The organism is Actinoplanes sp. NPDC026623, assembly GCF_040638275.1.
Taxonomy (GTDB): domain Bacteria; phylum Actinomycetota; class Actinomycetes; order Mycobacteriales; family Micromonosporaceae; genus Actinoplanes.
Genome location: NZ_JBEZXZ010000042.1, coordinates 24,364 through 50,767 on the forward strand (window position 1 = coordinate 24,364; position 26,404 = coordinate 50,767).

General features: G+C 70.9%; 27 protein-coding genes, 1 tRNA gene and 1 pseudogene. 18 read left to right on the forward strand and 11 right to left on the reverse strand.

Annotated features, from left to right (window positions below):
• Positions 1-79: 79 nt before the first annotated feature.
• Positions 80-1,615 carry a hypothetical protein gene (locus AB0F10_RS15520; protein ID WP_360624192.1) on the reverse strand — a complete coding sequence of 512 codons (1,536 nt, stop codon included), beginning with the start codon at positions 1,613-1,615 and terminating at the stop codon, positions 80-82.
• 246 nt (positions 1,616-1,861) lie between these two features.
• On the opposite strand from AB0F10_RS15520, the gene ricT reads away from it, so the two are divergent.
• Positions 1,862-2,698 (forward strand): regulatory iron-sulfur-containing complex subunit RicT, encoded by an 837-nt coding sequence (gene ricT, locus AB0F10_RS15525; protein WP_360624194.1) that lies wholly within the window; start codon positions 1,862-1,864, stop codon positions 2,696-2,698.
• A gap of 82 nt (positions 2,699-2,780) precedes the next feature.
• On the opposite strand, the gene AB0F10_RS15530 is transcribed toward ricT, so the two are convergent.
• Positions 2,781-4,550, reverse strand: a complete 1,770-nt coding sequence (locus AB0F10_RS15530; protein WP_360624275.1) for a metallophosphoesterase — start codon at positions 4,548-4,550, stop codon at positions 2,781-2,783.
• Positions 4,551-4,733: 183 nt separating this feature from the next.
• Here AB0F10_RS15530 and AB0F10_RS15535 point away from each other — a divergent pair.
• From AB0F10_RS15535 to AB0F10_RS15560, 6 genes are all read left to right on the forward strand, one after another.
• Positions 4,734-4,807, forward strand: a tRNA-Thr gene (locus AB0F10_RS15535).
• A 452-nt stretch (positions 4,808-5,259) separates the two neighbouring features.
• Positions 5,260-5,697, forward strand: a complete 438-nt coding sequence (locus AB0F10_RS15540; protein ID WP_360624197.1) for a DUF6232 family protein — start codon at positions 5,260-5,262, stop codon at positions 5,695-5,697.
• A gap of 752 nt (positions 5,698-6,449) precedes the next feature.
• Positions 6,450-7,343 carry a helix-turn-helix transcriptional regulator gene (locus tag AB0F10_RS15545; RefSeq protein WP_360624200.1) on the forward strand — a complete coding sequence of 298 codons (894 nt, stop codon included), beginning with the start codon at positions 6,450-6,452 and terminating at the stop codon, positions 7,341-7,343.
• 79 nt (positions 7,344-7,422) lie between these two features.
• Positions 7,423-7,626, forward strand: a complete 204-nt coding sequence (locus AB0F10_RS15550) for a DUF397 domain-containing protein (protein WP_360624203.1) — start codon at positions 7,423-7,425, stop codon at positions 7,624-7,626.
• 229 nt (positions 7,627-7,855) lie between these two features.
• Positions 7,856-8,056: a DUF397 domain-containing protein gene (locus AB0F10_RS15555; protein WP_360624206.1), complete on the forward strand. Its 201-nt coding sequence runs from the start codon at positions 7,856-7,858 to the stop codon at positions 8,054-8,056.
• Positions 8,057-8,123: 67 nt separating this feature from the next.
• A complete protein-coding gene (locus AB0F10_RS15560; protein WP_360624209.1) occupies positions 8,124-8,678 on the forward strand; it encodes a DUF6226 family protein in 555 nt (184 codons plus the stop codon).
• Between the two features lie 440 nt (positions 8,679-9,118).
• Here AB0F10_RS15560 and AB0F10_RS15565 read toward each other — a convergent pair whose 3' ends face one another.
• On the reverse strand, positions 9,119-10,261 hold the full coding sequence (locus tag AB0F10_RS15565; RefSeq protein WP_360624211.1) for a geranylgeranyl reductase family protein: 1,143 nt from the start codon (positions 10,259-10,261) through the stop codon (positions 9,119-9,121).
• A gap of 60 nt (positions 10,262-10,321) precedes the next feature.
• Here AB0F10_RS15565 and AB0F10_RS15570 point away from each other — a divergent pair, with 60 nt between their 5' ends.
• The 3 genes from AB0F10_RS15570 to AB0F10_RS15580 all read left to right on the forward strand — a co-directional run bounded on the left by AB0F10_RS15570 (position 10,322) and on the right by AB0F10_RS15580 (position 12,874).
• Complete coding sequence (locus AB0F10_RS15570; protein ID WP_360624214.1) at positions 10,322-10,888, forward strand: sugar O-acetyltransferase; 567 nt, start codon at positions 10,322-10,324, stop codon at positions 10,886-10,888.
• 172 nt (positions 10,889-11,060) lie between these two features.
• On the forward strand, positions 11,061-11,648 hold the full coding sequence (locus AB0F10_RS15575; RefSeq protein WP_360624217.1) for a TetR family transcriptional regulator: 588 nt from the start codon (positions 11,061-11,063) through the stop codon (positions 11,646-11,648).
• The gene (locus tag AB0F10_RS15580) at positions 11,645-12,874 is read left to right on the forward strand and encodes an MFS transporter (RefSeq protein WP_360624220.1); all 1,230 of its coding nucleotides are present in this window, start codon (positions 11,645-11,647) and stop codon (positions 12,872-12,874) included. Before AB0F10_RS15575 ends, AB0F10_RS15580 begins: the two co-directional genes overlap by 4 nt.
• A gap of 9 nt (positions 12,875-12,883) precedes the next feature.
• On the opposite strand, the gene AB0F10_RS15585 is transcribed toward AB0F10_RS15580, so the two are convergent.
• Positions 12,884-13,324: a DUF6232 family protein gene (locus tag AB0F10_RS15585; protein WP_360624223.1), complete on the reverse strand. Its 441-nt coding sequence runs from the start codon at positions 13,322-13,324 to the stop codon at positions 12,884-12,886.
• Positions 13,325-13,922: 598 nt separating this feature from the next.
• Here AB0F10_RS15585 and AB0F10_RS15590 point away from each other — a divergent pair.
• Positions 13,923-14,387, forward strand: a complete 465-nt coding sequence (locus AB0F10_RS15590) for a DUF2231 domain-containing protein (protein WP_360624226.1) — start codon at positions 13,923-13,925, stop codon at positions 14,385-14,387.
• Between the two features lie 18 nt (positions 14,388-14,405).
• Here the strand turns inward: AB0F10_RS15590 and AB0F10_RS15595 are convergent, their stop codons facing one another.
• Together AB0F10_RS15595 and AB0F10_RS15600 are read right to left on the reverse strand one after the other, a co-directional pair.
• Entirely contained in the window at positions 14,406-14,894 is a 489-nt protein-coding gene (locus AB0F10_RS15595; protein WP_360624229.1) for an NUDIX domain-containing protein, read from the reverse strand.
• Between the two features lie 25 nt (positions 14,895-14,919).
• The gene (locus AB0F10_RS15600) at positions 14,920-15,909 is read right to left on the reverse strand and encodes a Ku protein (RefSeq protein ID WP_360624232.1); all 990 of its coding nucleotides are present in this window, start codon (positions 15,907-15,909) and stop codon (positions 14,920-14,922) included.
• 94 nt (positions 15,910-16,003) lie between these two features.
• On the opposite strand from AB0F10_RS15600, the gene ligD (AB0F10_RS15605) reads away from it, so the two are divergent.
• The 4 genes from ligD (AB0F10_RS15605) (at position 16,004) to AB0F10_RS15620 (ending at position 19,012) form a co-directional block, all read left to right on the forward strand.
• Positions 16,004-16,957, forward strand: coding sequence for a non-homologous end-joining DNA ligase (ligD, locus tag AB0F10_RS15605; protein WP_360624235.1), 954 nt, complete (start codon positions 16,004-16,006; stop codon positions 16,955-16,957).
• The gene (ligD, locus tag AB0F10_RS15610) at positions 16,947-17,891 is read left to right on the forward strand and encodes a non-homologous end-joining DNA ligase (RefSeq protein WP_360624238.1); all 945 of its coding nucleotides are present in this window, start codon (positions 16,947-16,949) and stop codon (positions 17,889-17,891) included. The genes ligD (AB0F10_RS15605) and ligD (AB0F10_RS15610) overlap by 11 nt, the downstream gene beginning before the upstream one ends.
• Before the next feature lie 47 nt (positions 17,892-17,938).
• Positions 17,939-18,280: a PadR family transcriptional regulator gene (locus tag AB0F10_RS15615; RefSeq protein ID WP_360624241.1), complete on the forward strand. Its 342-nt coding sequence runs from the start codon at positions 17,939-17,941 to the stop codon at positions 18,278-18,280.
• A gap of 114 nt (positions 18,281-18,394) precedes the next feature.
• Positions 18,395-19,012 carry an HAAS signaling domain-containing protein gene (locus AB0F10_RS15620; RefSeq protein ID WP_360624244.1) on the forward strand — a complete coding sequence of 206 codons (618 nt, stop codon included), beginning with the start codon at positions 18,395-18,397 and terminating at the stop codon, positions 19,010-19,012.
• A gap of 7 nt (positions 19,013-19,019) precedes the next feature.
• Here AB0F10_RS15620 and AB0F10_RS15625 read toward each other — a convergent pair whose 3' ends face one another.
• Together AB0F10_RS15625 and AB0F10_RS15630 are read right to left on the reverse strand one after the other, a co-directional pair.
• Positions 19,020-20,681: a DNA repair helicase XPB gene (locus AB0F10_RS15625; protein WP_360624247.1), complete on the reverse strand. Its 1,662-nt coding sequence runs from the start codon at positions 20,679-20,681 to the stop codon at positions 19,020-19,022.
• A gap of 185 nt (positions 20,682-20,866) precedes the next feature.
• Positions 20,867-23,302, reverse strand: coding sequence for a helicase-associated domain-containing protein (locus AB0F10_RS15630; RefSeq protein ID WP_360624250.1), 2,436 nt, complete (start codon positions 23,300-23,302; stop codon positions 20,867-20,869).
• 88 nt (positions 23,303-23,390) lie between these two features.
• Here AB0F10_RS15630 and AB0F10_RS15635 point away from each other — a divergent pair, with 88 nt between their 5' ends.
• From AB0F10_RS15635 to AB0F10_RS15645, 3 genes are read left to right on the forward strand one after another with little or no spacing between them, the layout of a single operon-like run.
• Positions 23,391-23,579, forward strand: a complete 189-nt coding sequence (locus AB0F10_RS15635; RefSeq protein WP_360624278.1) for a hypothetical protein — start codon at positions 23,391-23,393, stop codon at positions 23,577-23,579.
• Complete coding sequence (locus tag AB0F10_RS15640) at positions 23,576-24,202, forward strand: HAD family hydrolase (RefSeq protein WP_360624253.1); 627 nt, start codon at positions 23,576-23,578, stop codon at positions 24,200-24,202. The genes AB0F10_RS15635 and AB0F10_RS15640 overlap by 4 nt, the downstream gene beginning before the upstream one ends.
• A 46-nt stretch (positions 24,203-24,248) precedes the next feature.
• Positions 24,249-24,635, forward strand: a complete 387-nt coding sequence (locus tag AB0F10_RS15645) for a cold shock domain-containing protein (protein WP_360624256.1) — start codon at positions 24,249-24,251, stop codon at positions 24,633-24,635.
• Here the strand turns inward: AB0F10_RS15645 and AB0F10_RS15650 are convergent.
• From AB0F10_RS15650 to AB0F10_RS15660, 3 genes and pseudogenes are all read right to left on the reverse strand, one after another.
• On the reverse strand, positions 24,632-25,459 hold the full coding sequence (locus AB0F10_RS15650) for a 1,4-dihydroxy-6-naphthoate synthase (RefSeq protein ID WP_360624259.1): 828 nt from the start codon (positions 25,457-25,459) through the stop codon (positions 24,632-24,634). The two genes, AB0F10_RS15645 and AB0F10_RS15650, sit on opposite strands and share 4 nt — an antisense overlap.
• A gap of 95 nt (positions 25,460-25,554) precedes the next feature.
• Positions 25,555-26,208, reverse strand: a complete 654-nt coding sequence (locus AB0F10_RS15655) for a futalosine hydrolase (RefSeq protein ID WP_360624262.1) — start codon at positions 26,206-26,208, stop codon at positions 25,555-25,557.
• Positions 26,205-26,404 (reverse strand): annotated as a pseudogene (locus AB0F10_RS15660) (MFS transporter); the annotation flags it as partial. The gene AB0F10_RS15655 and the pseudogene AB0F10_RS15660, both read right to left, overlap by 4 nt.

Consider the following 26,404-nt stretch of genomic DNA (forward strand, 5'->3'; position numbering starts at 1 on the left):
AAGTAGGACGGTACCTGCGGGGTGGCCGGGTCGAGCCGTAGGTCGGCACCTTTCAGCTCGACGGCCATATCGAAGACGCTCAGCGTCGTGAACGCCCCCGCATGCCGAACACCAGCGCGCCGGCGCCGGCGATCAGCAGCGCCAGCCCGGTCAGCGCGATCACGTCGACCCGCGGACCGGTGATCGGCAGACCGCCGCCGCCGATGCCGTTGACCGTGCCGGGCGTGCCGGGCGTGCCGCCGCCGACCGGCTCGGGGGAGACCGCTGCCGCCTCGAGCAGCCCCATCCCGAGGTCCAGGATGACACCGCCCTTGCTGGTCCCGTACGCCGTCCGGTCGGGGCCCTTGGTGATCAGGATGCGGATGGCGGTCGCCTTCGCGGCGATGGCATGGCCGGACGAGGCCTGGCGAACGTCGCCGAGCGAGACCTTGACCCGGGTGCCGGGCGCGCCGCCGGGCGAGGACTCGGCGGGCGGCTCGGAGATCACCGGCAGGCCGGGCAGGCTCGGCGTGCCCGGCAACGGAACCGGCGCCAGGGACGTGAGGCTGCCGAGCTTCGGCAACCCGCCGAGCAGCCCCGGCTTCGCGGCCTTGGCCTTCTTCTTCGGCTTGGTCCTGGGCGCGGCAGTGCCCGCCGGGTCGCCCCGGCCGCCGGCATCACCCGGCTCGCGGTGCGCGGCCTCCTCGCCCGCGTCACCCACGCCCGGAATCCCGAGGCTGGTGCCGTTGAGCAGGCCGGCGTTGGCGCCGCTCCGCTCACCGAACGCGCCGCCCTGATCGTCGCCCGCGCCGCGCCGGTCCTTGCCGCCGGGGCTGCCGGCCCTCCCGTCGTCGTCGCTGTCGTCGCCGTCGTCCAGCACCACGTCGACGCTGTCGCCGGCCGTGTCCAGCCGGGTGGTCCGGATGCCGTCCCCGGACACCTCCAGCACCGCCGGCAGGTAGCGGACCTCGCCGCCGTCCCCGGTCGACATCGCGGCTAGCAGCGAGGGCGCCTTGATCACCTTGATCCGCACGGCGCCGCCGAACACCTCGGCGCCGCCACCGGTGATGGAGGCCGAGGCCACCGTCCGCGCGGCCGGCCCGCGCCGCTCGATCCGCGTCGTGCTCAGGCTCGAAATGCCCCCGGGTACGCGCACAAGCGCGTCGTCCCCGTCCTGGAGCACCCCGACGCGGCTCAGCGCCGACCTCGCCCGGGTCGCCTCGCCGGCGGCGGCCCCACAGGCCATGCCGGCCTCCCACCTGGCGTGCGCGGTCAGCTCGCCCCGGCCGAGGCTGAACGGGCCGACGTCGGTGGCCTCGACGGTGCGTTGCTTGGCCTCCCGATGGCTCGGCGGGGCCGTCTGCTGCACCATCTCGGTAAGATCCTTGCGGTTCCCCGGCCCGCCGTTGAGCACCCGGGCGAGCGCGGCCGAATTGACCGACGACTGCGCCACCAGGGCCGACTTGGCGTCGCCGAGCCCGATCCCGGTGATCGGCTTGTCGGTCCGGCCGGCGGGGCCGAGGTCGAGCCGCTCGACCCGCATCAGCTCGGCGCCGGACTGAGCGGCATATCGCTCGGCCTGCTCGCAGGGGGCCGGCGCGGCGGCGGCGGGCAGCGGCGCAAGCAGCGCCCCCACCAGCCCGACCGCGGCGGCACCTGTCCGTTTTCTAGTCGTTCGCGAATCGGCCCGGACGGGCTCGGCCGGTGTCACACGTTCAACCCGTGCTGGCACGGCGGGCATCATGAAAAGGTCCTCCCCCAAGGATTGCCGCAAGAGCGACGTCTACGGGAAGGCCCAACGAGAGTCGATTCTGTGGGTTGCGCGGATCTATGTAGTTCTGCGCCACTTCGCACCGCGGGTCCGTCGCCGTAGGGTGTGCTCATGGGCATGCTGTGCGCGGTCAGCTTCAATCGGTACGGCCGCCTCTACTACCTCGACCCGGGCGAGTTCTCGCCCCAGGTCGGTGACCGGGTGCTGGTCCCGACCGACGACGGTCCCGAGGTTGCGGAGTGCGTCTGGGCGGCGCAATGGGTCAGCGAGGAGACCGACGGGTTTCCCAAGGTCGCCGGCCTCGCGGAGGACCACGACCTGCGCCGCGACGAGACGCTGCGCAAACGCAAGGCCGAGGCCAAGGTCGCGGCCAAAAAGCTGATCAAGGCGCACGAACTCCCGATGAAGGTCGTGGCGGTGGACCACGTCCTCGAGCAGGGTGGATCGGGCGGCGCCCGCACGACGATCTACTTCACGGCGCCGCACCGGGTCGACTTCCGCTCCCTGGTCCGAGACCTGGGGGCGACCCTGCGCTGCCGGGTGGAGCTGCGCCAGCTTTCGGCCCGCGACTCGGCCCGCGTGCAGGGCGGCATCGGTTCCTGCGGCCGCGACCTGTGCTGCGCGACCTTCCTCACCGACTTCGAACCGGTGACGATCCGCATGGCGAAGGACCAGGACCTGCCCCTGAATCCGCTACGCATCTCGGGCGCGTGCGGCCGCCTGATGTGCTGCCTCAAATACGAACATCCGCTCTACCAGAAGTTCCAGGCCACGGCGCCCGCGGTGGGCAGCCGCGTCTCGACCCCGGACGGCGAGGGCCGGGTGGTGGCCCACAGCGTCCCGAAGGACGCGGTGGTGGTCCGGATGGACGCCGACGGCTCCCGCTGCTCATGCAGCCGGGCATCGGTCTGCGCCCCCCGCCAGGCCCACGACGAGCACTACACCTGACCCCACCCCATCTCCGACCACCATCCGCCGGCCCACCCACGATTGGTCCGGTTGATTCGCGACCCTCGAAGGTTGCCGCCGCTTACTCGGACCCTGCGGCCCGCACCCGCGGTTGGTCCGGTCGGGTCTGCTGGTGGCCCTGCGTCAGCGGGGTGGCGGCCGGATCGGGTTCGCCGGGGCTGGCGCGGGTCGTCGGGCCGTCGATGACGACGGGCGGCTCGATCAGGTGGGGGTTCAGGGGCTCTTGTGGCCGCAGCCAGGAGCTGTGCGGCGCGCCGTCCGGGTCCGCGACCCATTTGCGGCAGATCTTGTCGACGCCGATCGCGTGCACGGTCAGCGTGCCGTCCGCGGCGATGTGCATCCGGAGGAAGCACTTGGCGTCCTCGATGCCCTGGCCCGCGAACAACTCGTTGACGTTCACGTCGAAGCGGCTCACGACCAGCAGGTAGAGCGACAGCAGCCCGGTGGACAGGTAGGCGATCAGCGGTCCGTAGAGCACCGCCGCGACCACCGGTGGCCCGGGCCACGCCCAGTCGTGGAACGGCAGGCGCAGCCAGACCCACGCGCCGCCGGCCGCGAGCGCGAGCTGCGCGAACCCGTGCAGGAGCCCGAGGATCCAATGCCGGGAGTGTGCCGCGTCGTTGGCGCTCGGCGGCTGGGCGAAGAGCACCGTGCCGCCGACGATCAGGAGACTCATGATCACCAGCGGGATGCTGAACAACCGCAGCAGCGTCCCGCCCTGGCCGGCCGCGCCCGACATCGCCAGCATCGTCAGCGTCTGGATGATGCCGAGCATCGCCGCGAAGCCCGGGTTGCGCATCGGCACCCGGCCGAACACGCCCCAGCTCATCCGCCTGGAGTCCGCGGCGCTAGGGAAGCGGGAGACCAGCGAATAGTCCCGGCTTCGGCTCGCGCTGCGGGTCAGCGTCTCCCGGGGCGGCACGGTGAGGGTCTCGGGCAGGTTGTGGGTCGCCGCAAGGTACGCCCCGCCGCCCCCGCACGTGATCAGCTCGCGGTCCTCGCCGGTGTAGCGCGCGTAGTGGTGCAGGTCGCCGGAGACGAGCACCCGCACGTGGGCGCCGGTCGGCGCGAGGATCGTGCGGATGAAGTAGTCGACCGCGTCGTAGACCTCGGGCTTCTTCGCTGCCTTGACCCAGGTCGGCGACGGTGTCATCAGGATGATCCGGTCGTCGGGACCCAGGTTGCGGGCGGCGTGCTCGAAGTAGATCAGCTGGGGATCGTCGATGTATGCCCCGAACTGCTCGTCGATCGCGAAGATCCACCAGTTGGCGGGCAGTTCCACCGCGAAGTAGGAGCGGTTCTGCTGGGTGCGCCACCCGCCGATGTGCCCGTCCTTGCGGCGCGCGAAGAGGCGCAGGAACGCGGTCAGCCCGTCATACCAGTCGTGGTTGCCCGGGAGCGCGTAGAGCGTGGGTCGCGGTCCGTCGGCCGGCGGCTCGGGCATGGCCGCGCGGTAGGGGCCCTTGGTGCGGTTTTCGTAGCCGTCGCCGTGTGCGAGCGGGTAGACCTGATCACCGCCCATGAGCAGGATCTGACCGCGCGGCAGGACGCGGCCGTCGATCTCGAGCCGCGGCTGCGCCAGCAGGTAGGCGATGGAATAGGTCGCGTGGAAGCCGTCGCCGAGGTCGGCGACGTAGTCGAGCCACAGCTCACCGTCGATGCCGGTTTGCGTGAAGGAGTCGCCGGAGAGGGCGTTCTGCAGCTCGCGTTTATCCAGATATGCGCCGAAGAGGCTTGCCATCAGTGCGCGGAGACCGGTGTTGAGCAGCAGCAAGGGGGCCAGCCACCCCACCGGTCGCTGCGGCGTGAAACCGAGTTGCTGCGGATCCATGCTCACCGGGCGCTGCGCCACGGAGGGCTCGGCCTCCGCGGACCGCCGACGCCGGCGGCGGTGTTGGTCGCTCACGACAGGCAGACTAGTCCGGGGGTATGACGCCGGGTGTCCGGTTGTGGCGCGCCGCGACCGGACCCGTTCCGGGGCACGTCCGCCGATGCCGTACACTCAGTGACCGTTGCCGCCTTAGCTCAGTCGGCTAGAGCGACGCACTCGTAATGCGTAGGTCGACGGTTCGATTCCGTCAGGCGGCTCAGAGGTAAAAGCCCAGGTCATCGGCCTGGGCTTCTTCTTTTTAAGAGGCCCGCGGCAGTGGCCGGCGAGGCAGTTGGACGGCCTTGAAGCCGGCACCCGCTATCCGGGGCGGGACGCCGGCTTTCGTTGTCCGCGGGCGCTCCGCGCCGGAGATGGGCTACGTCTCCGCGGTCTTGATCCAGATGAGGGTTGGTGTCCGGCATCGACGCCGGGGAAGGTGCTTGTTCGCAATCTGCAAGGTGGCACCTTGGACCCTAGCGACAAGCCTGCTGGACGTGCTGCACTGTCTTCAGGCAGAACGGGCGAGTGTGGAGGAAGAAACGGCACCCGGCGGCAACCGGGTGCCGTACTGTCTCCGGACTTTGCGTTCTGACGGGCGAGGCGAGGAATTCTCTCAGGGCCGACGCGACCTCTTTCCCCCTCGCAGGGAGCTCCGGAAAGGGAGATCGCCGTGCGCATCTACTACCGAGGTCCGGACGCGCTTCTCACCGACGAGCATTTCACCTGGCACGGGCCGGAGCGCGCCCACTTCAGCATCCGTGACCTTCGCGAGGTCGGCCGGGTCCGCAGCGTCGCTGCGGGGCTCAGCTCGCGCACCCTGCTCGGCGTCGGCGCGATATTGGCGTCCACGGTGCCCTGGCTCCTGGCGGCACCCTTCGCCGCCTATTCGGTGATCCTGATCGTCCTTGCCACCGCGGTGACCACCTTGGCCGTCGGGCGGCGGCGGAAGGTTTCGCTGTGGCAGGTCCAGGCCACCTACCACGGATCGCGGGTGACGATCTACGCCTCCGCCGACGAGCGGGTCTTCAACCAGGTCACGCGCGCGCTTTCCCGCGCCATTGGGGACGCACGGTCGCCGGTGCCGCCGAATCGGCTGGCCCCATTGTGAGCCGTTTTCAACCTGGCCTCGGGCCGGTGGCGTCCGAGCCGTCGATCCCCGCCGGGCGCTCCCCGGCTTGTTCGCAATCTGCGACATAGCATGTTGAGCGGTAGCGATCAGACTAGTGGCCATGCTGTACTTCGAACGAGTAGCGTGGTCGGAGTTCGAGGGGAAGAGCCAGACGGCACCCGGCGGCAACCGGGTGCCGTTACTGCCGTCTTTGCCTCTCGTGGAGCCGGACCGGAGTGCGGGGCGGGAGTTCCTTCGAAGTCGCCGGCCGCGGCCCTTCCATCCTCACAGAGGAGCTCGGGAGGAGTCCTCAGATGCGCACCCACTATCGCAAGGTGACTCGGCCGTCGCCGACGAGCAGCCTCATCCGGCGCGTGGCCGCGACCCAGATCATCTCCACAGTTGAGCCGCTGAATCTCGGGTCCATCCGGGGAAGACCGCCGAGACCCGGGCTCACGTCGTCGCGGGTCTCCTCCACCGTTGCCAGGGCCCTCCACCAGGTCATTCTCCGGCTCAGGCGGAGCATTGAGGACGCCCGGCCGGCCCAGCCGCTGTACGGCCTCGCCACCCTCCGAAGATCACCGGAAGTCTCGGCCAGATCACACGTTTCTTTTCGGTGAACTTCCACGCGGCGATTCTCGTTCTGATAGGACAGTGGGTAGGCTAACGCGCGATCTCGCTGAGTGCCTTGTGGCTGCCAGCGAGGTAGCGGGTCGACACCCATCTCTACCGGCTTCGACGATGAAGGACTCATGGCTGAGGGTGACTCGCCCACCGTCGCGCGCAGACGCGTGCGGATGGTGCTGCGTGACGCCCGGGAGGCGGCGAGGCTGACTCAGGCTGAGGTCGCCGATCAGATGGAGTGGAGCCTCAGCAAAGTCATCCGCATCGAGAACGGCGATGTCACCATCGCGCCGAACGACCTCCGGCCCCTGCTGAATTATCTTGGCGTCAAGGATCGCGCAGTTGTCGCCGATATGTTGGCGACCGCGAAGATTGCCCGGACCCGGCAGACCCAGCGCCATGTGTGGTATCAGACGCCGGAGTTTCGCGAGCATCTCACCGACGGCACTCGCCGGCTGATCGAGTATGAGGCCGAGGCCTCCTCGATCCACAGTTATTCTGTATTCCACATTCCGGGACCGCTGCAGATTCCTTCGTATTCCGAAGCGCTGATGAACATGTGGCGTGATGAGATGTCGGAGGAGCAGCGCAAGGTTCGTCTGGATGGCCGTCAGCGTCGGCACGACGGGGTCCTGGCCCGCGTCGGCTCCGTGCGAGTTACTGCATTGCTGGACGAATCGGTGTTCATGAGGGCCGTCGGCGGGCCGAAGGTCTTCGCGGATCAACTGAAGGAAATCCTCCGCCTGGAGGAGCAGAAACTCGTTTCGATCAGGATGTTCCCCTTCTCTGCCGATGCCGCACTCTCGTACAACGCCGGCTTCGACATCCTCTTCATTGGCGCCGACAACGACCTGTCCAACGCAGTGATGTACCGCGAGTCGGGAGTCTCCGATGAGATCGTTGAGGACCACGCGATCACGGAGCGTCACTACCGGCGCTATCAAAAGCTCTGGGAAGCGGCACGTAGTGAGGTTGAAACCGTGCAGTTCGTGAATAAACGAATTCGCGATCTTACCGGATAAAGGATCTAGTAACCGATTCCCAGGGGGAGGGGTTAGACAATCCGATGTAGTTCATCCAATTGGAAGGCACAAAACGACAGTGGATACATTCGAGCGGAATTCGTCTCCCTGGCGTCGCAGCAGCTACTGCGGCACCAACGCCTGCGTCGAAGTTGCGACGGTTTCCGGACAGATCATGGTCCGGGACTCCAAGAATCCCGACGTGCCCCCTTTTGTGTTCTCCACGGAGGAGTGGGCCGCGTTCGTGCTTGGCGTCCAGGCGGGCGAGTTCGGCGGGAACTGATGTTGCCGACCTGCATGCGGGACAGTTGATCTTGGTCCCGCATGCAGGTCGGCATCGTGGTTCCTCCTGTATCCCGACCGCGCGCTCCTGCACGGCCGGGCACTGACGTATTTATTATCATTAATCGCCACATTGGTGCGTGCCAACCGAGTTTCACTCACGTTTCCTCCTGTGACAGACCGGGCGTATCCCTTACCGTTGGTTCGGGAACCGTCACGGAGGAGTCAGTATGACAAAGCGGACGGACGACGCGGGCTGGCGCAGAAGCAGCCGTTGTGGAAACACCACCTGTGTCGAGGTCGCCAAGGTCGGGGATCACTATTTGATCCGCGACAGCAAGAACCCCGGCGGGCATTCGTTGCGTTTTACCGAGGACGAATGGCTTGCTTTCGAGGCGGGAGTCGAGGCGGGAGAGTTTCGGTTCGAGTGAGCCGTTTCGGTCACCGATCTTCGCCGAAGCTGGGGGTGCCGCGGGCCGAGCGCGGCATACTTCGCTGGTGGGCGACGCGAAGCCGCGGCCGGACCGATACACCACCAGGGTCACGGACCCTGGGCGCTTCCACGTACTGCACGAGGCATCCGAGACCCTGCTGGACGAGTTGACCGAGCGCTACGTGGTCGACCGGCGGGAGGGTAAGGAGCCGGTCGGCCCCGAGCCCGGTGCCGAGATCGTGCGTACGGTGCGGCTGATACCTCGTAGTCCCGCCGCCGGGCCGCTGTCGATCGCCTTCACCGAATTTCCGGGGGTCGTGGTGCGGCTCGGGCGGTGGTACTACGAACCGCTGCCGGAATGTGGCTGCGACGACTGCGGCGAGGATCCAGGCGAGCTCGTGATCGACCTGCACCGTCTGGCGGCCGCCCACATCGAGGGCGGCCTCTGGGAGCGCGTGCGCCGGGGTCTGACCTGCTCCTGGCTCGAGACGAGGCTCATCGGGCCGGGCCTGCGGACCAGCCGGCGTGCCCCGATCGACTCGGCCGAGGCTCGCGCCGCCCGCCGGGAGGGCTTCGCCGCGGCGGTCCGGTGGGCGCCCTGGCCCCGCCGCGCATCCTGACCGCGCCGGCAACGGATCGCCGCCTCGCCCGCGATCGCCGCCGCCGGGCGGGCCGGCCGAGACCAGCAGCCGCGCCCTGGAGTGGCAACACGCCAGCGGGCAGTGCAGTCCCGGGGAAGCGGTGGATGCGCCGGCGGCGGAGGTGCGGCCGCCGGTAACCGTGAATGTGCTGGTCGCGGAAGTGTGCGGCCCGAGGTGGTGAACGGGCCAACTATGTAGGTCTGGCCGCCCGGGCAGTGAATGTGCCGGTCGCGGAGGTGTGGCCGCCGGAGGTGGTGGATGGGCCGGCTATGTAGGTCTGGCCGCCCGGGCAGTGAATGCGCTGGCTGCGGAGGTGTGGCCGTCGAGGGTGGTGAATGCGGGTGTGCCGCCAGGGGCGTTGGGCGTGCTGGCTGCGGAGGTGTGCCGCCGGGAGTGGTGGGCGCGCGCCGTGGGGTTGGTTATCTGGTGCGGCCGCCGAGCAGGCCGATCGCGGTGCGGATCGAGGGGCGGCGCAGGACCTCGGCCATCGACAGGTCGCCGCGGCAGAACGACTCGAAGGCGCGCCAGCCCATCGGCGTCGCCATCGCGGCGTGTATGAGCGCCCGGCGCCTGCCGAAAACCTGGAGCAGCCGCCGGCCGGCCAGCATCTCCGGCACCAGTTCCCGGATGACGCGCTGATCGTATTCGGCCAGGTCGGATGATGAGCGGGCGCCGGCCGCGACCTGGCCGGCCCAGGTTCCCGAGCGCAGGGCGTAGCTGATGCCCTCCCGGGTCCACGGCTCCAGCAGACCTGCGGCGTCGCCGACCACGAGCACCCGGCCCCTGCGCAGCGGCGCGTCCTCGCCGCGGCAGCGCGTCAGATGTCCGGACTCGCGGATCACGCGGCGGTCCGCGAGGCCGAGTTGGGCGACGAGGTCCGACAGGTACCGCCTCGTCTCGGCGCCCCGGCCCTTCTCCATGATCACGCCGACGGTGAGTTCGTCGTCCTTGGGGAAGACCCAGCCGTACGACCCGGGCGCGGGGCCCCAGTCGAGCAGCGCCCGGCCGCGGTAGGCGGCCCGGTCGGCCTCGGTCGCGGCGAGTTCGACCTCGAGGCCGAGATCCTGCTGCTCGAAGGTGACGCCGACGTGCCGGGAGCTGATCGCGGCCGAACCGTCGGCGCCGATGACGGTGCGTGCGGTGATTGTCTCGCCGCTGGCGAGGGTCACGGTGGCCGCGTCTGCGTCCTGGGCGATCGTGCGGACCTGGGCGTTCTGCCGCACCTGCGCCCCGGCGGTGACGGCCGCCTTGTACCAGGCGAAGTCGAAGTCGTCGCGCCGCACCATCGTCAGCACGGGGTGCCGCCCCGAGTGCCGGGTGAAGCTGCGGCGGCCCCGGTCGGTGAAGGTCACGGCCGAGACGATGTCCCGGGCCGGCACGGTGATCAGGGGATTCGCGATCGCGAGGGAGGAGCCGAGGAGGCCTCCGCCGCAGGTCTTGTAGCGCGGATGTTCCGCGCGTTCGAGCACGATCGTGCGCGCTCCCGCGGCCGCCGCCGCGTGGGCTGCCGACAGGCCTCCCGGACCGGCACCGACCACGGCGACGTCCCACTCGGTTACCACGGCGAGAGTCTATACAGCCGGCTGTGTACAACGGTACACATCATGTGTACCGTTGTACACATGGGTGAAACGACGATGCGCGAGCGGATGCTCGCCGGCGAGCTGTACATCGCCGACGACCCGGAGCTGGCGCGCGACGCCGATCGGGCGCGGACGCTGAGCCATCGGCTCAACTCGCTGGACCCGTGCGACGACGCCGCCCGGCATGCGCTGCTGACCGAGCTGCTCGGCGCGTTCGGCGCGGACAGCAACATCCGGCCGCCGTTTCACTGCGACTACGGCTACCAGACGTTCATCGGCGCGCGCACGTTCGCCAACTTCGGGCTGGTCTGCCTCGACGTTGCCACGGTGACCATCGGCGACGACGTCAACATCGGGCCGAACGTGCAGCTTCTGACGCCGACGCATCCTGTGGCGGCGGGGCCGCGCCGGGAGAAGTGGGAGGCGGCGCTGCCGATCACCATCGGCGACAACGTGTGGTTGGGCGGTGGCGTCATCGTCCTGCCGGGCGTCACCATCGGCGAGAACACGGTCGTGGGCGCCGGCGCGGTCGTCACCCGCGACCTGCCGGCCAACGTCGTAGCGGTTGGCAACCCGGCCAGGGTGATCCGGCAGGTGGAGCCGTGACCGCCGTTATCCGGTCGGAATCCGCGCTGGCCTGGGATGGTCCGTCAGGTGGAGTCGTGACCGGCGCTGTCCGGTCGGAATCCGCGCCGGCCTGGGATGGTCCGGCAGGTCGGGCCGCGACCGCCGCCCGGTCGGGAATCGCACCGGCCCGGGTGATCTGGCAGGTCGGGCCGTGACCGGCGCTGCCGGGTCGGGGACCGCGCCGGCCAGGTCGCCGCGGCGATACGACCCCGATCGCAAGGCCCGGATCGTCGACGCGGCGATCGACGTCATCGCCGAGCACGGCGTCGCCGGCACCACGCATCGCAGGATCGCGGCCGCCGCGGACGTACCGCTGGGGTCGCTGACCTATCACTTCGACGGCCTGGAGGATGTGTTCGCGCAGGCGTTCCGGCGGCATGCGGAACGCATGTCGCGGTCCTACGAGGCCGCGTTCACCGAGGTCGGCAACCGCGAGCAGTTGATCGACGCGGTCACCGACCTGATACACGGCGATGCCGACGCCGACCCGCGCGACTGGGCCGTGGCCTACGAGCTCTATCTCGCCGCCCTGCGGAATCCGGCGCTGCGCGGCGTCACCGAGTCCTGGATGCGCACCAGCCGCGCGGTTCTCGAGCGTTTCATGGATGCCACCACCGCGCGCGGCGTCGACGCCCTCATCGAGGGTCTCGTCATGCACAAGACCCTGTCCACCACCGCCGGCCCGACCCGCGCCGAGACCCGGGGGATCGTCGCCCGCCAGCTTGGAGCCACAGCATGAGTGCCACCGCCATCGCCGAGCCGACCGCCGAGGTCCGCGCCGCGACGCGGGCGGTCTACCTCGCGTTCATCGGCGCCGGCTTCACGATGGCGTCGTGGGCCACCCGCATTCCGCAGGTCCGCGACGAGCTGGGGCTGAACCCGTCGAGGCTCGGCCTGGTGCTGCTGGCGATCGCCGCCGGGTCGATCGTGTCGCTGGTGCTCGCCGGGCAGATCGTCGCCCGGTTCGGGTCGCGGCGCACGGTCACCGCGATGGCCGGCCTCCTGCTGGTCGCCCTGAGCGCGGTCGGCATCGGATATCCGTACGGTGTGGCGCCGGTGGTCGTGGGGCTGTTCTTCTTCGGCTTCGCGAACGGCGCCTGGGATGTCGCGATGAACGTGCAGGGTGCGGTGGTCGAGCGGCGACTCGGCAAGGCGATCATGCCGCGGTTCCACGCCGGCTACAGCGTCGGCACGGTGGCGGGCGCCCTGGCCGGCGCCGCCGCGGTGGCGTTGCACCTGCCGGTCACGGCCCATCTCGTCGTCTCGGCGGTCATGGTCGGTGTGGTCGTCATTCTGGCGGTCCGGAACTTCGCGCCGGATGAGGCGGACCCGCAGGCCGGGGGCGACCAGGGCGGTGGCGGGCTGCGGCGCACGCTCGCGACCTGGCGGGAGCCGCGGACGCTGCTGATCGGCGCGTTCGTGCTCGCCTTCGCCTTCGCGGAGGGCGCCGGCATCGACTGGATCAGCATCTCCGTGATCGACGGGTACGGCGCGCCGGCCACGATCGGCACCCTGGCGTTCGCGGTGTTCCTCGCCGCGATGACGGTGGGGCGCTGGTTCGGTCCGGCGCTGCTCGACCGGTACGGCCGGGTGGTCGTCGTCCGGGGGCTCGCGGTGATCAGCCTCGCCGGGCTGATGCTCTTCGTCTTCGGGCCGGACACCTCGACGGCCTTCGCGGGAGCGCTGCTCTGGGGTCTCGGCGCGTCGCTCGGCTTCCCCGTCGGCATGAGCGCCGCCGCCGATGAGCCGGCCATGGCGCCCGCGCGGGTCAGCGTGGTCGCGTCGATCGGGTACTGCGCCTTCCTCGGCGGCCCGCCGCTGGTCGGCTTCCTGGGCGACCACGTGACCGTGCTGAAGGCGCTGACCGCGGTGGCGGTGCTGCTGGCGGTGGCGGCCGCGGTCGCCGGCAACCTGCGTCCGGTGCCGGCGACGACGTCTGACCTGACGAACTCGGAACGTTTCTGAACACGCCGCCTATGCGGCGGCGAAGTCCCAGACCGATGGCGGGTGGACATTCTCGATCGCGCGGCGCAGGGCCCGGCTCACCTGGTTGAACACCCGCTCGTCCGTCGAGGTGTACAGCTTCACCACGGTGCCGCGGTACGTCGCCCGCAGTTCCCATCGCTGCGGGCGCAGCCGCCAGAACGCGGCGCCCACCACCGTCGCCGGCACGCCCAGGGCGACCAGCGCCAGGGCCAGTGCCGGGGAGGCCTGCCACAGCGGCCAGGACGCCGTGGCGATGATCATCAGGCCGCCTGCCATCCGGGCGGCGTTCGGGCGAAAGTCGTCCGCCTCCGTGCGCGTGATGCAGACGTTCCTCAGGTCGCGGATTGCGAACGCGGTCCTCGGCGTGCCGTTGCCCACGAAGATGTCGCCGGTCACCACGGCATCGGGCCCACGGTAGTAGGTGCGCATGGCGAACTCCCCTCCAGTACTCCTTGCGAGTAGGGGAAAGGCAAGCCACCATTGGCCCAGAGAGAATTCCCCGCCTCGCTCGTGCTTCACGGAGCTTTTGGATAATTCCCGGAGCTTTCGGTACCACTCAGGCGCGTTCCTGGAGGCGACAACGGCACCCGGTTGCCGCCGGGTGCCGTTGCATGTCCTGCGACTCCGCCTCTTGCCTGTCTCAAGTAGAACACGGCTACCAGGCTGTCCGCTACACACCAAGTTGCCATATCGCAGATTGCGAGCAGGCAAAGTAGCGAGTTCAAGCCGGTACACCATGGATGACCTGCGCGAACGGGATCCGGTGCCGGGCGGTCGGGCCTGCGCCAACCGGAAAAATCAGCAGTACGGGTGACCGTGGCCGGCGCCGTTTTGTCCGTCGTGGGAACGGTTCCGAGACGAGAATACGGAATGAATGACGGGGCCGGTCGGATCTTGTAGGTCTCTGTACACGTTAGTGAATCGATGAGCGTAACTGTCATCACATTGTGTTTCGTCGGCACGGCGACCGGGTAGCCCCGATCGTTGACCCGAGTAGAGGTACCGGCAGGGGAGGCCACGGCCCGGCATGGACAGTCGACTCAGAATCGCGAACCAGGCCGTCCAGCCGGTGCTGGTGATGTTTCCGCTCGGCCTGTTCGCCATGGCCGTGCTCTTCGATATGGGTGATCTTCTCGGCGGCCCGGAAATCCTCGGCGCGCTTGCCTATTGGAACATCGTGGCCGGCCTGTTCGGCGGGGTGCTCGCCGCGATGGCCGCCGCCGTCGACCTCATATTCGTGCCCAACGGCACCCCGGCGAAGCGCATCGGGGTGATGCAGGGCCTGGCCAACATGGGTGTGCTGATCCTCTTCGCGGTCATCCTCATGCTGCGGATGCGAACCCCCGACCGGGTTGCCGGCGGTGGCCTGCTCCTGGTCGAACTGCTCGCCCTGGCCGGCGCGATCCTCGGCGCCTGGTACGGCGGCAAGGTGGTCAACCGGCGCACGCCCGCGGTCACCGGCGCGCAGGGCCGAGGCTACCGGGCCCGGTGAACGGGATAGGTGCCGCCGCTACTTCAGGACCATCCGGCCGGTCGCCTCGAATGACGCCAGGTCGGCCAGGGTCTCCTCGACGATCCTCGACTTGGGACCGGGCAGCGCGTCCAGCGGGAAGAAGCCGGCGTCCACCGTCTCGTCCGTCACCTTCAGCAGCTCGCCCTCCCAGGCGTGGATCCGGAAGGACATCAGGATCTGCTGGTAGGTGTGGCCCCACTCGTTCGTGAAGGTGCGAGTGGTGTGGAAGGCGAACGGGGTCAGCGACGTCGCGCGCAGCCCGGTCTCCTCCCAGACCTCGCGGATCGCGCAGTCCTGCATGCTCTCGCCGAGCTCCATCGCGCCCGCCGGGATCGCCCAGCGGTGATTGTCCGAGCGCTGGATCAGCAGGAGGCGGTTCTGGTCGTCGAGGAGCACGCCGCGGGCCCCCACGAAGAGAATCGTCTCGGTGTCGCCGACGCTCGTGCGAACCCGACCCAGATAAGACTCAGCCCACGTCAATGCCACGCGACAACACTAGGGCAGAGCGCGGTCACGCGGACTTCCTGGCCGCCCTCTTGGCCGGGGGTTTCTCGGCGGCGGCCTTCACGGCCTTGGCCGGCGCCGCCTTCTTGGCGGCCGTCTTCTTGGCCGGGGTGGCCTTCCTGGCCGCCGTGGCCTTCGCCGGTGCACGCGAGGACGTGGATTTCGCCGTGGTTATCGCGGTGGCCTCGACGGCCTTGGCGCGTTCCTCGGGGCCCTCGCCCCGGGCCTTCTTGGCGCGTTCGACGCTCGCCTTGAGCGCGGCCATGAGGTCGACCGCGGCGGCGGGCGCCTCCTCGGCCTCCTCGGGCGCCACGATCTCGCGGCCCTCGACCTTCGCGTCGATGACCTCCTGGAGCGCGGCCCGGTAGTTGTCGGTGAACTCGTCGGCCTTGAAGCTGCCGGCCATCGAGTCGATCAGCGAGCTGGCCATGGCCAGCTCGGCCGGGCGGGTCTCGATGTCCTCGTCGAGGAAGCCGAAGTCCGGGGTGCGGACCTCGTCCGGCCAGAGCATGGTGTTGAGCACCAGGACGTCGTCGTGCACCCGCAGCGTCGCCAGTTGCTCCCGCTGGCGCAGGGCGACCTTGACGATGGCCACCCGGTCGGACTCGGCCAGCGCGTCCCGCAGCAGCACGTACGGCTTGGCCGCCGGGCCCTCGGGCTCGAGGTAATACGCCTTGGCGAAGAGCAGCGGGTCGATCTGCTCGGCCGGCACGAACTGCAGCACGTCGATCGCCCGCGAGGTGGTCAGCGGCAGCTCGGCGAAGTCCTCGTCGGTCAGGATGACCATCTCGCCGCCGCCGAGGTCGTAGCCCTTGGCGATGTCGTCGTAGGTGACCTCCTCGCCGTCGATCGAGCAGGTCCGCTTGTACTTGATCCGGCCGCCGTCGCTGCGGTGCACCTGGTGGAACCGGATGTCCTTCTCCTCGGTGGCCGAGAAGAGCTTGACGGCGATCGACACGAGGCCGAACGAGACCGCACCCTTCCAGATCGCTCGCATTTCGTCTCCTACCCACCCGTGAGCAGTCCCCCGATCAAGGATTGCATTAGTAAGAGGCCCGCGTAAGGTGTTCGATCCTGCCTATGGTGATCGGGTGCCGGGTGCACCGCTCTCGCCGATGCTCGCCACCGCGGGCCCGCTTCCACGCGGCCCGGGCTGGAGTTACGAGTTCAAATGGGACGGTGTACGTGTCCTTTCGTCCTTTTCCGGCGGCCCGCCGCGGCTCTGGGCGCGCTCCGGCGCCGCGGTAACGCCCGCCTATCCCGAGGTCGCGACGCTCAGCCTGCCCCCCGATTCGCTGCTCGACGGCGAGATGATCGTGCTGGACGCGGCCGGGCGGCCGTCGTTCACCGCGCTCGCCGAGCGCATGCACGTCCGGGATCCGGCCCGGGCGGCCAAGCTGGCGGGGACCCTCCCGGTCACCTACATGATCTTCGATCTCCTTCGGTACGCCGGGGAGTCGCTGCTCGCACTCCCGTACGCCGAGCGGCGCGCCCGCCTCGAGGAACTCGATCTGGGTACGGGCCGCTGGATGGTGCCGCCGGCGTTCACCGACGGGCCCGCGACCGAGGCCGCCGCCCGGGAGAACCTGCTCGAGGGCGTCGTCGCGAAGCGCCTGGACACGCCGTACGTGCCGGGGGCCCGGTCGGCGGACTGGGTGAAGGTCAAGTTCGACCGCACCGGCGACTACGTGATCGGCGGGTGGCGCCCCGGCGTGCGCAAGCTCGGCGGACTGCTGGTGGGCGTGCCCGGGCCGGACGGGCTGCTGCGGTTCCGGGGCCGGGTCGGCGGCGGGATCGGCGCGGCCGCGGAGCGGGACCTGCTGGCGGCGCTGGCGCCGCTGGCGACCGGGGAGTCGCCGTTCGCGCCGGGTGCGGTGCCCCGCGAGGACGCCCGCGGCGCACAGTGGGTCAGCCCCGACCTGGTGGTCGAGGTCCGTTACGGAAACCGGACCCCGGACCGCCGGTTGAGATTCCCGCGTTTCCTGCGGCTGCGCCCGGATAAATCCCCCGGCGAGTGCGTGGAGGAGGACGACGATGGCGAATGAGCCGGCCCGCGGCGCGAGGCAGGGCGCCAAGGCGGGTCAGCGGTTGCCCGTACAGATCGAGGGGCGCGACCTCGAGCTGTCCAATCTCGACAAGCTGATGTATCCGGCGGCCGGTTTCACCAAGGGCGAGGTCATCGACTACTACACCCGGGTGGCGCCGGTGCTGCTGCCGCACCTGAGGGACCGGGCGCTGACCCGGATCCGCTACCCCAACGGCGTCGACGGCGCGCACTTCTTCGAGAAGAACGCGCCGGGCGGGACGCCCTCCTGGGTGCGGCTGGAGACGTTGCCGGTGCCGGGCTCCACCAAGGCCCGCGAGACCATCGACTTCGTGGTCGTCGACGAACTGGCCACGCTCGTCTGGGTGGCGAATCTGGCGTCGCTCGAACTGCACACCCCACAGTGGCGAATCGGGGCGGACCCCGATCTCATGGTGGTCGACCTGGACCCGGGCGCGCCCGCCGGGCTGCTGGAGTGCTGCGGGGTCGCGATGCTCATGCGCGATCGGCTGGCCGAGGACGGCATCACCGCGTACCCGAAGACCTCCGGTAAGAAGGGGATGCAGCTGTGCTGTCCGATCTCCGGCGAGCAGGATGCCGAGGTCGTCTCCGGTTATGCAAAGACGGTTGCCGAGGAGTTGGCGGCCATGGTGCCCGGCTCGATCACCGCCAAGATGGCGCGGGCGATCCGGCCGGGCAAGATCTTCATCGACTGGAGTCAGAACGCCGCGGCGAAGACGACCGTGGCGCCCTACTCGCTGCGGGCGCTGCCGTCGCCGTCCGCGTCGGCGCCGCTCACCTGGGGCGAGGTGGAGGCCTTCGCGACCGGGGCGGTGCCGGCCCGTCAGCTCGGCGCGGCCGAGGTGCTCGATCGCGTCGCCGAGCATGGTGACCTGCTGGAAGGCCTGCTCACGCGGGGCCCGCGGGTGCCCTGAGGCTTCCGCCGTTGAGCTACCTTGCGTCGCCAGGTACTGTGTGGCGCATGGCAGATGTCGCGCAGCTATCGACCAGCCTGCGGCGCGGGACGCTCGAGTTCTGCGTGCTGGCCATGGTCGAGCACGAGGATCGCTACGGCACGGAGATCGTCCGGCGCTTCGGCGAGGAGCGGAACCTCACCGCCTCCGAGGGCACGATCTATCCGCTGCTCTCCCGGTTGCGCCGGGTTGGTTGGCTTGACAGCAAGTGGAGCGAGTCGCCCTCCGGGCCGCCGCGCCGCTACTACGCGCTCACCGACGCCGGCCGGTCCGCGCTTGAGCACTTCCGCACGGAGTGGGTTTCCTTTCGACAGACCGTCGACCGTCTCGTAGGGACCGGACCGGCATGAGCGACTGCACCGAGTGGAGCGAGGGCCGGAAGCGCATGCGAAAGGTAGGCAGAGCATGAGCGACTGCACCGAGCGGAGCGAGGGCCGGAAGCGCATGCGAAAGGTAGGCAGAGCATGAGCATCAACAAGTCTGACGACGCCGTCGCCGAGTACCTGCACGAGTTGGAGCTGCGGCTCAGTGGCCTGCCCGTGCTGCAGCGCCGCGAGCTGCTCGCCGACCTCGATGCGCACATCGTCAACGAACGCATCGAGCGTGGCGCCGTCTCGGAGGGCGAGGTGCTGGAGATCCTCGAGCGCCTGGGCAGCCCGGAGGTCGTCGCGGCCGCCGCCTACGAGGAGGCCGGCCTGCTCCAGCCCGCCGGCGCCGCCGCGGGCCGGCGCCTGCCGCCCGTCCCGCCGCCGCCGGACGAACCCCCGTTCCGGGCGGCGGGCCCGCCGCCGTTCACCGGGTCGCCCTATGCCGGGCCGCCGCCCCTGATCGGGCCGCCGCTCTCCCCGCCGCCGTTCATCGGTCACGCGCCGGCGAAGCCGCGGGCCGGTGCCGGGGCGCGGATCGCGATCGGGATGGCGATCGCCGCCGCGGTCTTCATCGCCTTCGGCTGCCTGGCCGGCATGTTCCTGCTCAGCCGGCAGGGCGAACCCGTGTCGGCGGTGCCTCCCGAGCAGGTGGCCACGGCACCGGCGCCGCCGACGCCGCCGGAGCCTCCGGCGCCCAGCGGACTGCCCGGGTGACCGGCGCTCAGTCGATCTGCGGCAGGGGCGGGCCGAGTACGTCGTCCGCGTCGACGATCGTGTAGGCGTAACCCTGCTCAGCCAGGAAGCGCTGGCGGTGTGCCGCGTACTCGGTGTCGATGGTGTCGCGCGAGACGACCGTGTAGAAGTGCGCCTGGCGGCCGTCGGCCTTCGGCCGCAGCACCCGGCCCAGCCGCTGCGCCTCCTCCTGGCGCGAGCCGAACGTGCCCGACACCTGGATCGCCACGGCGGCCTCGGGCAGGTCGATGCTGAAGTTGCCGACCTTTGAGATCACCAGCGTGCGCAGCTCGCCGGCGCGGAACGCGTCGAAGAGCCGCTCGCGCTCCTTGTTCGTCGTCGAGCCCTGCACGATCGGGGCGTCGAGGTATTCGCCCAGCTGGTGCAGCTGGTCGATGTAGGCGCCGATCACCAGCACCTGGTCGCCCGGGTGCTTCTCCACCAGGGCCCGGATCACGGGCAGCTTGGTGCGGGCGGTCGCCGCCACCCGGTAGCGCTCCTCGGCCTCGGTCACGGCGTACGTCATGCGCTCGGCGTCGGTGAGGGTCACCCGGACCTCGGTGCACTCGGCCGGGGCGATCCAGCCCTGCGCCTCGATGTCCTTCCAGGGCGCGTCGTAGCGCTTCGGCCCGATCAGCGAGAACACGTCGCCCTCGCGGCCGTCCTCGCGTACCAGGGTCGCGGTCAGGCCGAGCCGGCGGCGGGCCTGCAGGTCCGCGGTGAAGCGGAAGATCGGCGCCGGGAGCAGGTGCACCTCGTCGTAGATGACCAGGCCCCAGTCGCGGGCGCCGAATAGGTCGAGGTGGGTGAAGGCGCCGCCGCGCCGCGAGGTGAGCACCTGGTACGTCGCGATGGTGACCGGGCGGATCTCCTTGCGCTCGCCCGAGTACTCGCCGATCTCGTCCTCGGTCAGCGAGGTGCGGGCGACCAGCTCGCGCTTCCACTGCCGGCCGGCGACCGTGTTCGTCACCAGGATGAGGGTGGTGGCCGAGGCGACCGCCATCGCCGCCGCGCCGACCAGCGTCTTACCCGCGCCGCAGGGCAGCACGACCACCCCGGAGCCGCCGGCCCAGAAGCAGTCGACGGCCTCCTGCTGGTAGGACCGCAGGTTCCAGCCGTCCTCGGCCAGGGAGATGGCGTGCGCCTCGCCGTCCACGTAGCCGGCCAGGTCCTCGGCCGGCCAGCCGAGCTTGAGCAGCGCCTGCTTGAGCCGGCCGCGCTCCGAGGCGTGCACCGAGATCATTTCGTCGTCGATGCGGGAGCCGAGCATGCCGGCCAGCTTTTTGCTCTTGGCGACCTCGATCAGCACGATCCTGTCGAGACCGCGCAGGACCAGCCCGTGCGACGGGTCGTTGACGAGCTGCAGCCGGCCGTAGCGGTCCATGGTCTCGGCGACGTCGACCAGCAGCGCGTGCGGCACCGGGTAGCGCGAGAACTTGATCAGGGAGTCCACGACGCTCTCGGCGTCGTGCCCCGCGGCGCGCGCGTTCCAGAGGCCCAGCGGGGTCAGGCGATAGGTGTGCACGTGCTCGGGGGAGCGCTCCAACTCCGCGAACGGCGCGATCGCCATCCGGCAGGCCTTCGCGTCCGGATGGTCGACCTCCAGCAGCAGGGTCTTGTCGGATTGCACGATCAGAGGTCCGCCGGTCACCAGGTGCCCTTCGACGAGCGAGAGAAGACCCTCCAGTGTGACACGGCCCTCGACGTACTGAAGAAGGTTGATCCCGTGTGCGACGCTTCGCTCAGGCTCGGCGTTGTTTCATCGGCACCACACGGACGGGTACGGATCGCGCGCGGTGGAGAAACGGGGGCGCGCGGTCCCGACCGTGACCGGGCTCACTCCTCGACGACCGCGGCCGTGATCCGGTGCAGGGCGAAGGTGTGCAACGTTTCCGTCCGTTCGTCCTCGGCGCGCAGATAGCCCGCGCTCAGTGACACCGGCCGGACCAGCCGGGACAGCGTCGCGCCGTGCGTGTCCACGTAGCCGACCCAGACCCGGACCTTGTCGCGTACGGCCTGCTGGAGCACCGCCATCGCCTGGGTGTGCGCCTGCACGGACGTCAGCCCCGGAACGCTCTGACCGTTCGCGGCGCGGACCGTGACCGGGGTGCGGCGGGCCGCGCGGGTCGCGATGTCCCCACGCCGGATCTGCTCGACCACCCCGGCCAGGCGCGGCCCGGCCAGCATCGGGGGCCCGGCCTGATCGCCCAGCCGGATGGTGGCGGAGCTGCGGGTCGGCGCCCGCCGGACCTTGGGTCGGGCGAGCACGGCCGACCCGGCGGCGTCCTCGGCCACCGGGGCGAAGCCGGCGTCGCGCAGCGCGCCGAGCAGCCGGGCCAGCTGCAGCGGGCTGCACAGCACCGTCGGGGCGAGCCGGCGCAGCGCCAGGGCGCCCAGCCGCCGGTCCGCCAGCACCTCGGCGATCAGTGCCTCGTCGTCGCTGCGCAGGTAGGAACCGGCCGATCCGGCGCGCAGCCCGCCGTGCCTGCGTGCCGAGTCGTCGATCAGGTAGGTCAGCGCCTGCGGCACCGGGGTGCGGGACCGGCGCTGGAAGAGCGCGTGCAGGTCGCCGGCGCTGTAACCGACGTCCAGGGCCCGCCGCACGCTGGCGGTGGTCACCCGGTGGACGCTGGCCCCGCCCGCCGACTCCGGCTCGGCGACGACGTCGAGCTCCGCGGCCAGCTCCGGCTCGGGCGGGCCGGGCACGACCACGGACAGGTCCGCCTGGACCAGCACGTGGTCGACCGGGGCGGGCAGCAGCGCGTCGAGGGTGCGTACCGCCTCGGAGACGCCGGGGATCCGCTCGCCGCGGGAGCCGGCGCCCAGCGGGTCCCGGTCGTCGGGCCGGGCCTCCGCCTGCAGCAACCGGCCGTAGGAGGTGATCGCGCCCAGCCCGGTGATGCCCAGGGCGGCGGCGCCGACCAGGGCGTCGCGGTGCACCGCCTCCCGGCCCCGGGCCCGGCGCGGCGCCTGCCAGGAGAGCATCTCGAGGACGTCGTCGGTCTTCGGCGCGGTGCCGGGCGCGAGGTCGGCGAGCACGGCCAGCACCTCGCGCCGGGCCTGCGGTGACCCGGCGCGCTCGGCGTCCGGCGCGAGCGTGTTGATCGGCCGGTCGCGGTCGTCGCGCTGCCCGATCAGGCCGGTCTGCCGGGTCATCGCGAGCCACGCGCAGGCCAGCGCCTCCCAGCGCCGGGCGATGCTCAGGGCTCGCCACATGTCGTAGGCGACGGCGGGCAGGAAGATCTCGTCGACCGCGCCGTTGGCCCGGCCGGCGGCGCCGCCCCGGCCGGCGCCCGCCAGGTCGGACTCGCCGAGCAGCCCGGCCGCGTAGGCCACCTCGATCAGCAGGGCGGCGGTCGGCTCGTCCAGGTTGGCGGCGCGGGCCAGGCGCTTGAGGTCGCGTACGCCCAGGCCGCCGGTCTTGAGCACCGCGGCCGGCTCGGCCGACAGCGCCTCCAGCAGGGTCTCGACGTGCCGGACGGCCTCCATCGCCTGACCCGTCCCGGCCGAGTCCACGGACTTCGGGTCGCGCGCCGCGCCGTCGGGGACCGGCGGCGCCGGCCGCAGCGGGCCCAGCGGGCCCGAGTCGCGGCGCAGCAGCATCCCGATCTCGCGCGGCAGTTCAACCAGCTCGCCGTCGAAGCGCGGCGCCCGGCCGGCCTCGGAGACCGGCACCAGGATGTGGTTGTCGATCAGCCACTGCACCGGCTCGGCGATCGTCCCGCCCGAGCTCAGCGCGCCGACCGGCGGGCCGGCGGCGAGCCGGTCGAGCACGGCCCGGGCGCCCGGCGGCGCGGCCAGCAGCCTCCGGCGCAGCTTCGCCCGGTCCGCGCACAGGGCGGCCGTCTGCGGGTCGAGGTAGTCGGCGGGGCGGCCGAGGCCCGCGGGGTACGGCGAGCTCACCTCGTCGACGGCGCCGACGACCTGGGCCGCGTCCTCCGGGCCGTGCAGCAGGAACCGGGCGCGCAGGCGGCCGAATGCGGCCCGGACGGCCTCCGGGTCGGCGGCGCCGGCGGTCAGCTCGAGAACCGCGGCGATCGAGGTCAGCGCCGTCTCGGCCGAGCGGCTCAGCCGGGCGGCATCGAGCACGGCGAGCGTGAACTCGTCCAGCGCGTCGAGACAGCGGGCGACCGAGCCCCGGGACTGGGCGCGGACGGCCAGCGCGGAAACGTCGGACGGCACGGGTACGACGAGATCCGGGCGCAGTTGAATCAGCGCCCCGAGGGCGTCATCGGTGAGCGACCGGAGCTGGTCGGCGTATGCGGTGGCCATCGTTCTCAACGCTAGCCGCCATGGGACCATGGTGAGGGGTCCGGGGCGTGGCCGGATCCTTATAAAGATCTTGAAGAAGGAGTCACCAGTGGCGCGTGCAGACGACAAGGCCCGGAGCTCGGCGGCTCGCGAGGGCTCGGCCTCGGCGAAGGAGGCGCACCTGGCCGTCTCCGAGCTCGTGTCCGACCGCGCGGCCGCCCCGTCGCCGTTCGGCGACGACCAGACCTTTCCGCTGCCGGTGGAGCGATTGAATTACATCCCCACCGTCTCGCTGTGACCCCGGCGGTCGGTTTCGACCTGGACATGACCCTGATCGATTCCCGCCCCGGGATCCGCGACGCCTACCGGGCGCTGACGGCGAAGACCGGCGTGTGGGTCGACGCCGACCTGGCGATCACCCGGTTGGGCCCGCCCCTGCGCACCGAGCTGGGCGAATGGTTCCCGCCCGACCGGGTCGAGGCGGCGGTCACCACCTACCGGGCGCTGTACCCGGACCACGCGATCGCACCGACCGTCGCGACGGCCGGCGCGATCGAGGCGCTGGCGGCCGTCCGGGAGCAGGGCCTGCGGGTGGTGGTGGTCACCTCGAAGCTGGGCCGGCTGGCCGCCCTGCACCTGGAGCACCTGGGCATGGCCGTCGACGAGCTGGTGGGTGACCTTTTCGCGGAGGGCAAGGCCGCGGCGCTGACCGAGCACGGCGTCCGGTGGTATGTGGGTGATCACGTCGCCGACATGGTCGCCGCGCGCACGGCCGGCATCCCGGGCATCGGCGTGGCCACCGGTCCATGCGACGAGGATGAGTTGCGCGCCGCCGGGGCCTCGCACCTGATGTCCGACTTGACGGCATTTCCGGCGCTGTTGCGAAAGATTGCGGTTGGGTGTGGCTCGGCCGCTGGATAACCTTGCCGTGAGCAGTTGAGTCCATTGAGTGAAGTTGAGGTCAGCGGTGCCCACGGGTCGAGTGAAGTGGTACGACGCGGCGAAGGGTTTCGGGTTCGTCACCAGTGACGAGGGCGGGGACGTGTTCCTGCCCAAGGGCGCCCTGCCCACCGGGACCGCCGACCTGAAGGCCGGTCAGCGGCTGGAGTTCGGCGTGGTGGACAGCCGCAAGGGGGCGCAGGCGATGGGCGTGAAGGTCCTCGACGCGCCGCCGTCCATGGTAGAGCTGCGCCGGCGCCCAGCCGATGAGCTGCACGGCATGGTGGAAGACATGATCAAGGTGATCGAGGCGAAGATCCAGCCGGACCTCCGCCGCGGTCGCTATCCCGACAAGCGCACGGCGCAGAAGATCGCGCAGCTGGTCCACGCGGTGGCCAGCGAGCTCGAGGTCTAGCCGGCCAGCGGTTTGACCGCCGGCGTGATACCCGCCGCCGCCGCGCGTCCGAGCAGGGCGTCGGCGGCGGCGTAACCTTCCTCGCCCAGCTCGAGGGTGAACTCGTTGACGTAGAGCCCGATGTGCTGCTCGACCACGGCGGGCTCCATCTCCTGGGCGTTGGCCAGCACGAACTCGCGGCTCGCGGACGGGTTGGCCCACGCCATGCTCACCGATTTGCGGATCCACTCCGCCGCCTCGGCCGGGTCGACCGCGTCCCGGCGGGCCAGGATCGCGCCCAGCGGGATCGGCAGGCCGGTGTCGCCCTCCCACCACTCGCCGAGATCGACGAGCGCGGTCAGGCCGTAGCGCGGGTAGGTGAAGCGGGCCTCGTGAATGACCAGGCCGGCGTCGTAACGCCCGTCGGCCACCCCCGGCATGATCTGGTGGAACGGCACGACCTCGATGCGCGCCGGCGGATTCTTCTGCGACCAGAGGCGGAACAGCAGGTAGGCCGTCGTGCGGTCGCCGGGCACGGCCACGGTCGCGCCGGTCAGGTCGCCGCCGGCAACCCGGCCGTCGCCGCGGGCCAGCACCAGCGGGCCGCAGCCTCGGCCCAGCGCGCCGCCGCAGGGCAGCAGGTGATAGTCGTCGAGCAGCCAGGGCAGCGCGGCATAGCTGACCTTGACCAGGTCGAACCCGCCGCCGACGGCCGCGGTGTTCGTCACGTCGACGTCGGCGAACGTCAGCCGCACCGGCTCGGCGCCGGGCACGAGGCCGTGCACCAGGGCGTGGAAGACGAACGTGTCATTGGGGCAGGGCGAAACCGCCAGAGAAAGCGCCACGTCCCTCACCGTAACGACGCGGGGGGCCCGGCACCCGCAACGAATCGTGTCTGCAATGCCACACGTCGCCAGCCACAAAACCGTCGTCCACAGGTTTATCCACAGGCAGCCGCGGCCACGGTGAGGGCGGCGAAGGCCTCGCGGAGCCGCCAGGCGGCCCGGTCCCGCGGCCCGATCGGGTTGGAGATCGTGCGCAGCTCGGCGAACGGGACCGCGGCGGTCTGCGCGGCGCTGGCCACGCCGTAGCCCTCCATCGCCTCGGCGACGGCGGCGGGGTGACGTTCCCGCAGGACCGCGGCGGTGCCGGCCGTGCCGGTGACCGTGGCGAGCGTGAGGATGTCACCGACGATCGCGTCGGGCAGGGCCTGCGACAGGGCCTTGAGCAGCACCGGGTCGGCGTCCAGGACGCTGGTGCCGAAGCCCAGTTCCGCCACGGCGATGAAGCCGTCCGGGGATTCGGCGCCCAGGTCGGCGGCGATCGTGCGGGCGCCGAGGACGGTCGCGCCGACCCGCGCGCGGCCCGGGAAGCCGCCCGCGATGCCGGCGCTGACGACCCCCCGGTACGGCCGGCCGGCGGCCTCCGCCAGCGCCAGCAGCCGCGCCGTGCCGGCGGCAGCCGCGGCCGGGCCCACACCGACGGCCGCCACCTCGACGGCGGCCGGGTCGGCACCGGCCCGCACGGCATCCGCCTCGGCGGCGACGGCGGTGATGATCAGCAGGCGCGCGGGCGCCGCGGCTCCGGCCGTCACGACGGGTTGGTCTCGTCGTGCCGGGTGCCGTTTCCGGTGGCCGCCGACGACGGGCGGTAGATGTGGAATCCCGGCGGGGGCGCGTCGTCGTCCGGGGGCGGGGGCTGCGCGGGGCCGGGCTCGGCGGAGGGTGCCGGCTCCGGCGGCGGTGCCGCCGCCCGCCGGGCCGCACCGGAACGGGAGAAGAGGCGGCGCC

Coding starts and splice junctions, on each gene's coding strand:
- ricT (WP_360624194.1), top strand. CDS start 1,862: ATGGGCATGCTGTGCGCGGTCAGCTTCAATCGGTACGGCCGCCTCTAC.
- AB0F10_RS15530 (WP_360624275.1), bottom strand. CDS start 4,550: ATGGATCCGCAGCAACTCGGTTTCACGCCGCAGCGACCGGTGGGGTGG.
- AB0F10_RS15545 (WP_360624200.1), top strand. CDS start 6,450: ATGGCTGAGGGTGACTCGCCCACCGTCGCGCGCAGACGCGTGCGGATG.
- AB0F10_RS15555 (WP_360624206.1), top strand. CDS start 7,856: ATGACAAAGCGGACGGACGACGCGGGCTGGCGCAGAAGCAGCCGTTGT.
- AB0F10_RS15570 (WP_360624214.1), top strand. CDS start 10,322: ATGGGTGAAACGACGATGCGCGAGCGGATGCTCGCCGGCGAGCTGTAC.
- AB0F10_RS15580 (WP_360624220.1), top strand. CDS start 11,645: ATGAGTGCCACCGCCATCGCCGAGCCGACCGCCGAGGTCCGCGCCGCG.
- AB0F10_RS15585 (WP_360624223.1), bottom strand. CDS start 13,324: ATGCGCACCTACTACCGTGGGCCCGATGCCGTGGTGACCGGCGACATC.
- AB0F10_RS15590 (WP_360624226.1), top strand. CDS start 13,923: ATGGACAGTCGACTCAGAATCGCGAACCAGGCCGTCCAGCCGGTGCTG.
- AB0F10_RS15600 (WP_360624232.1), bottom strand. CDS start 15,909: ATGCGAGCGATCTGGAAGGGTGCGGTCTCGTTCGGCCTCGTGTCGATC.
- ligD (WP_360624238.1), top strand. CDS start 16,947: ATGGCGAATGAGCCGGCCCGCGGCGCGAGGCAGGGCGCCAAGGCGGGT.
- AB0F10_RS15615 (WP_360624241.1), top strand. CDS start 17,939: ATGGCAGATGTCGCGCAGCTATCGACCAGCCTGCGGCGCGGGACGCTC.
- AB0F10_RS15620 (WP_360624244.1), top strand. CDS start 18,395: ATGAGCATCAACAAGTCTGACGACGCCGTCGCCGAGTACCTGCACGAG.
- AB0F10_RS15630 (WP_360624250.1), bottom strand. CDS start 23,302: ATGGCCACCGCATACGCCGACCAGCTCCGGTCGCTCACCGATGACGCC.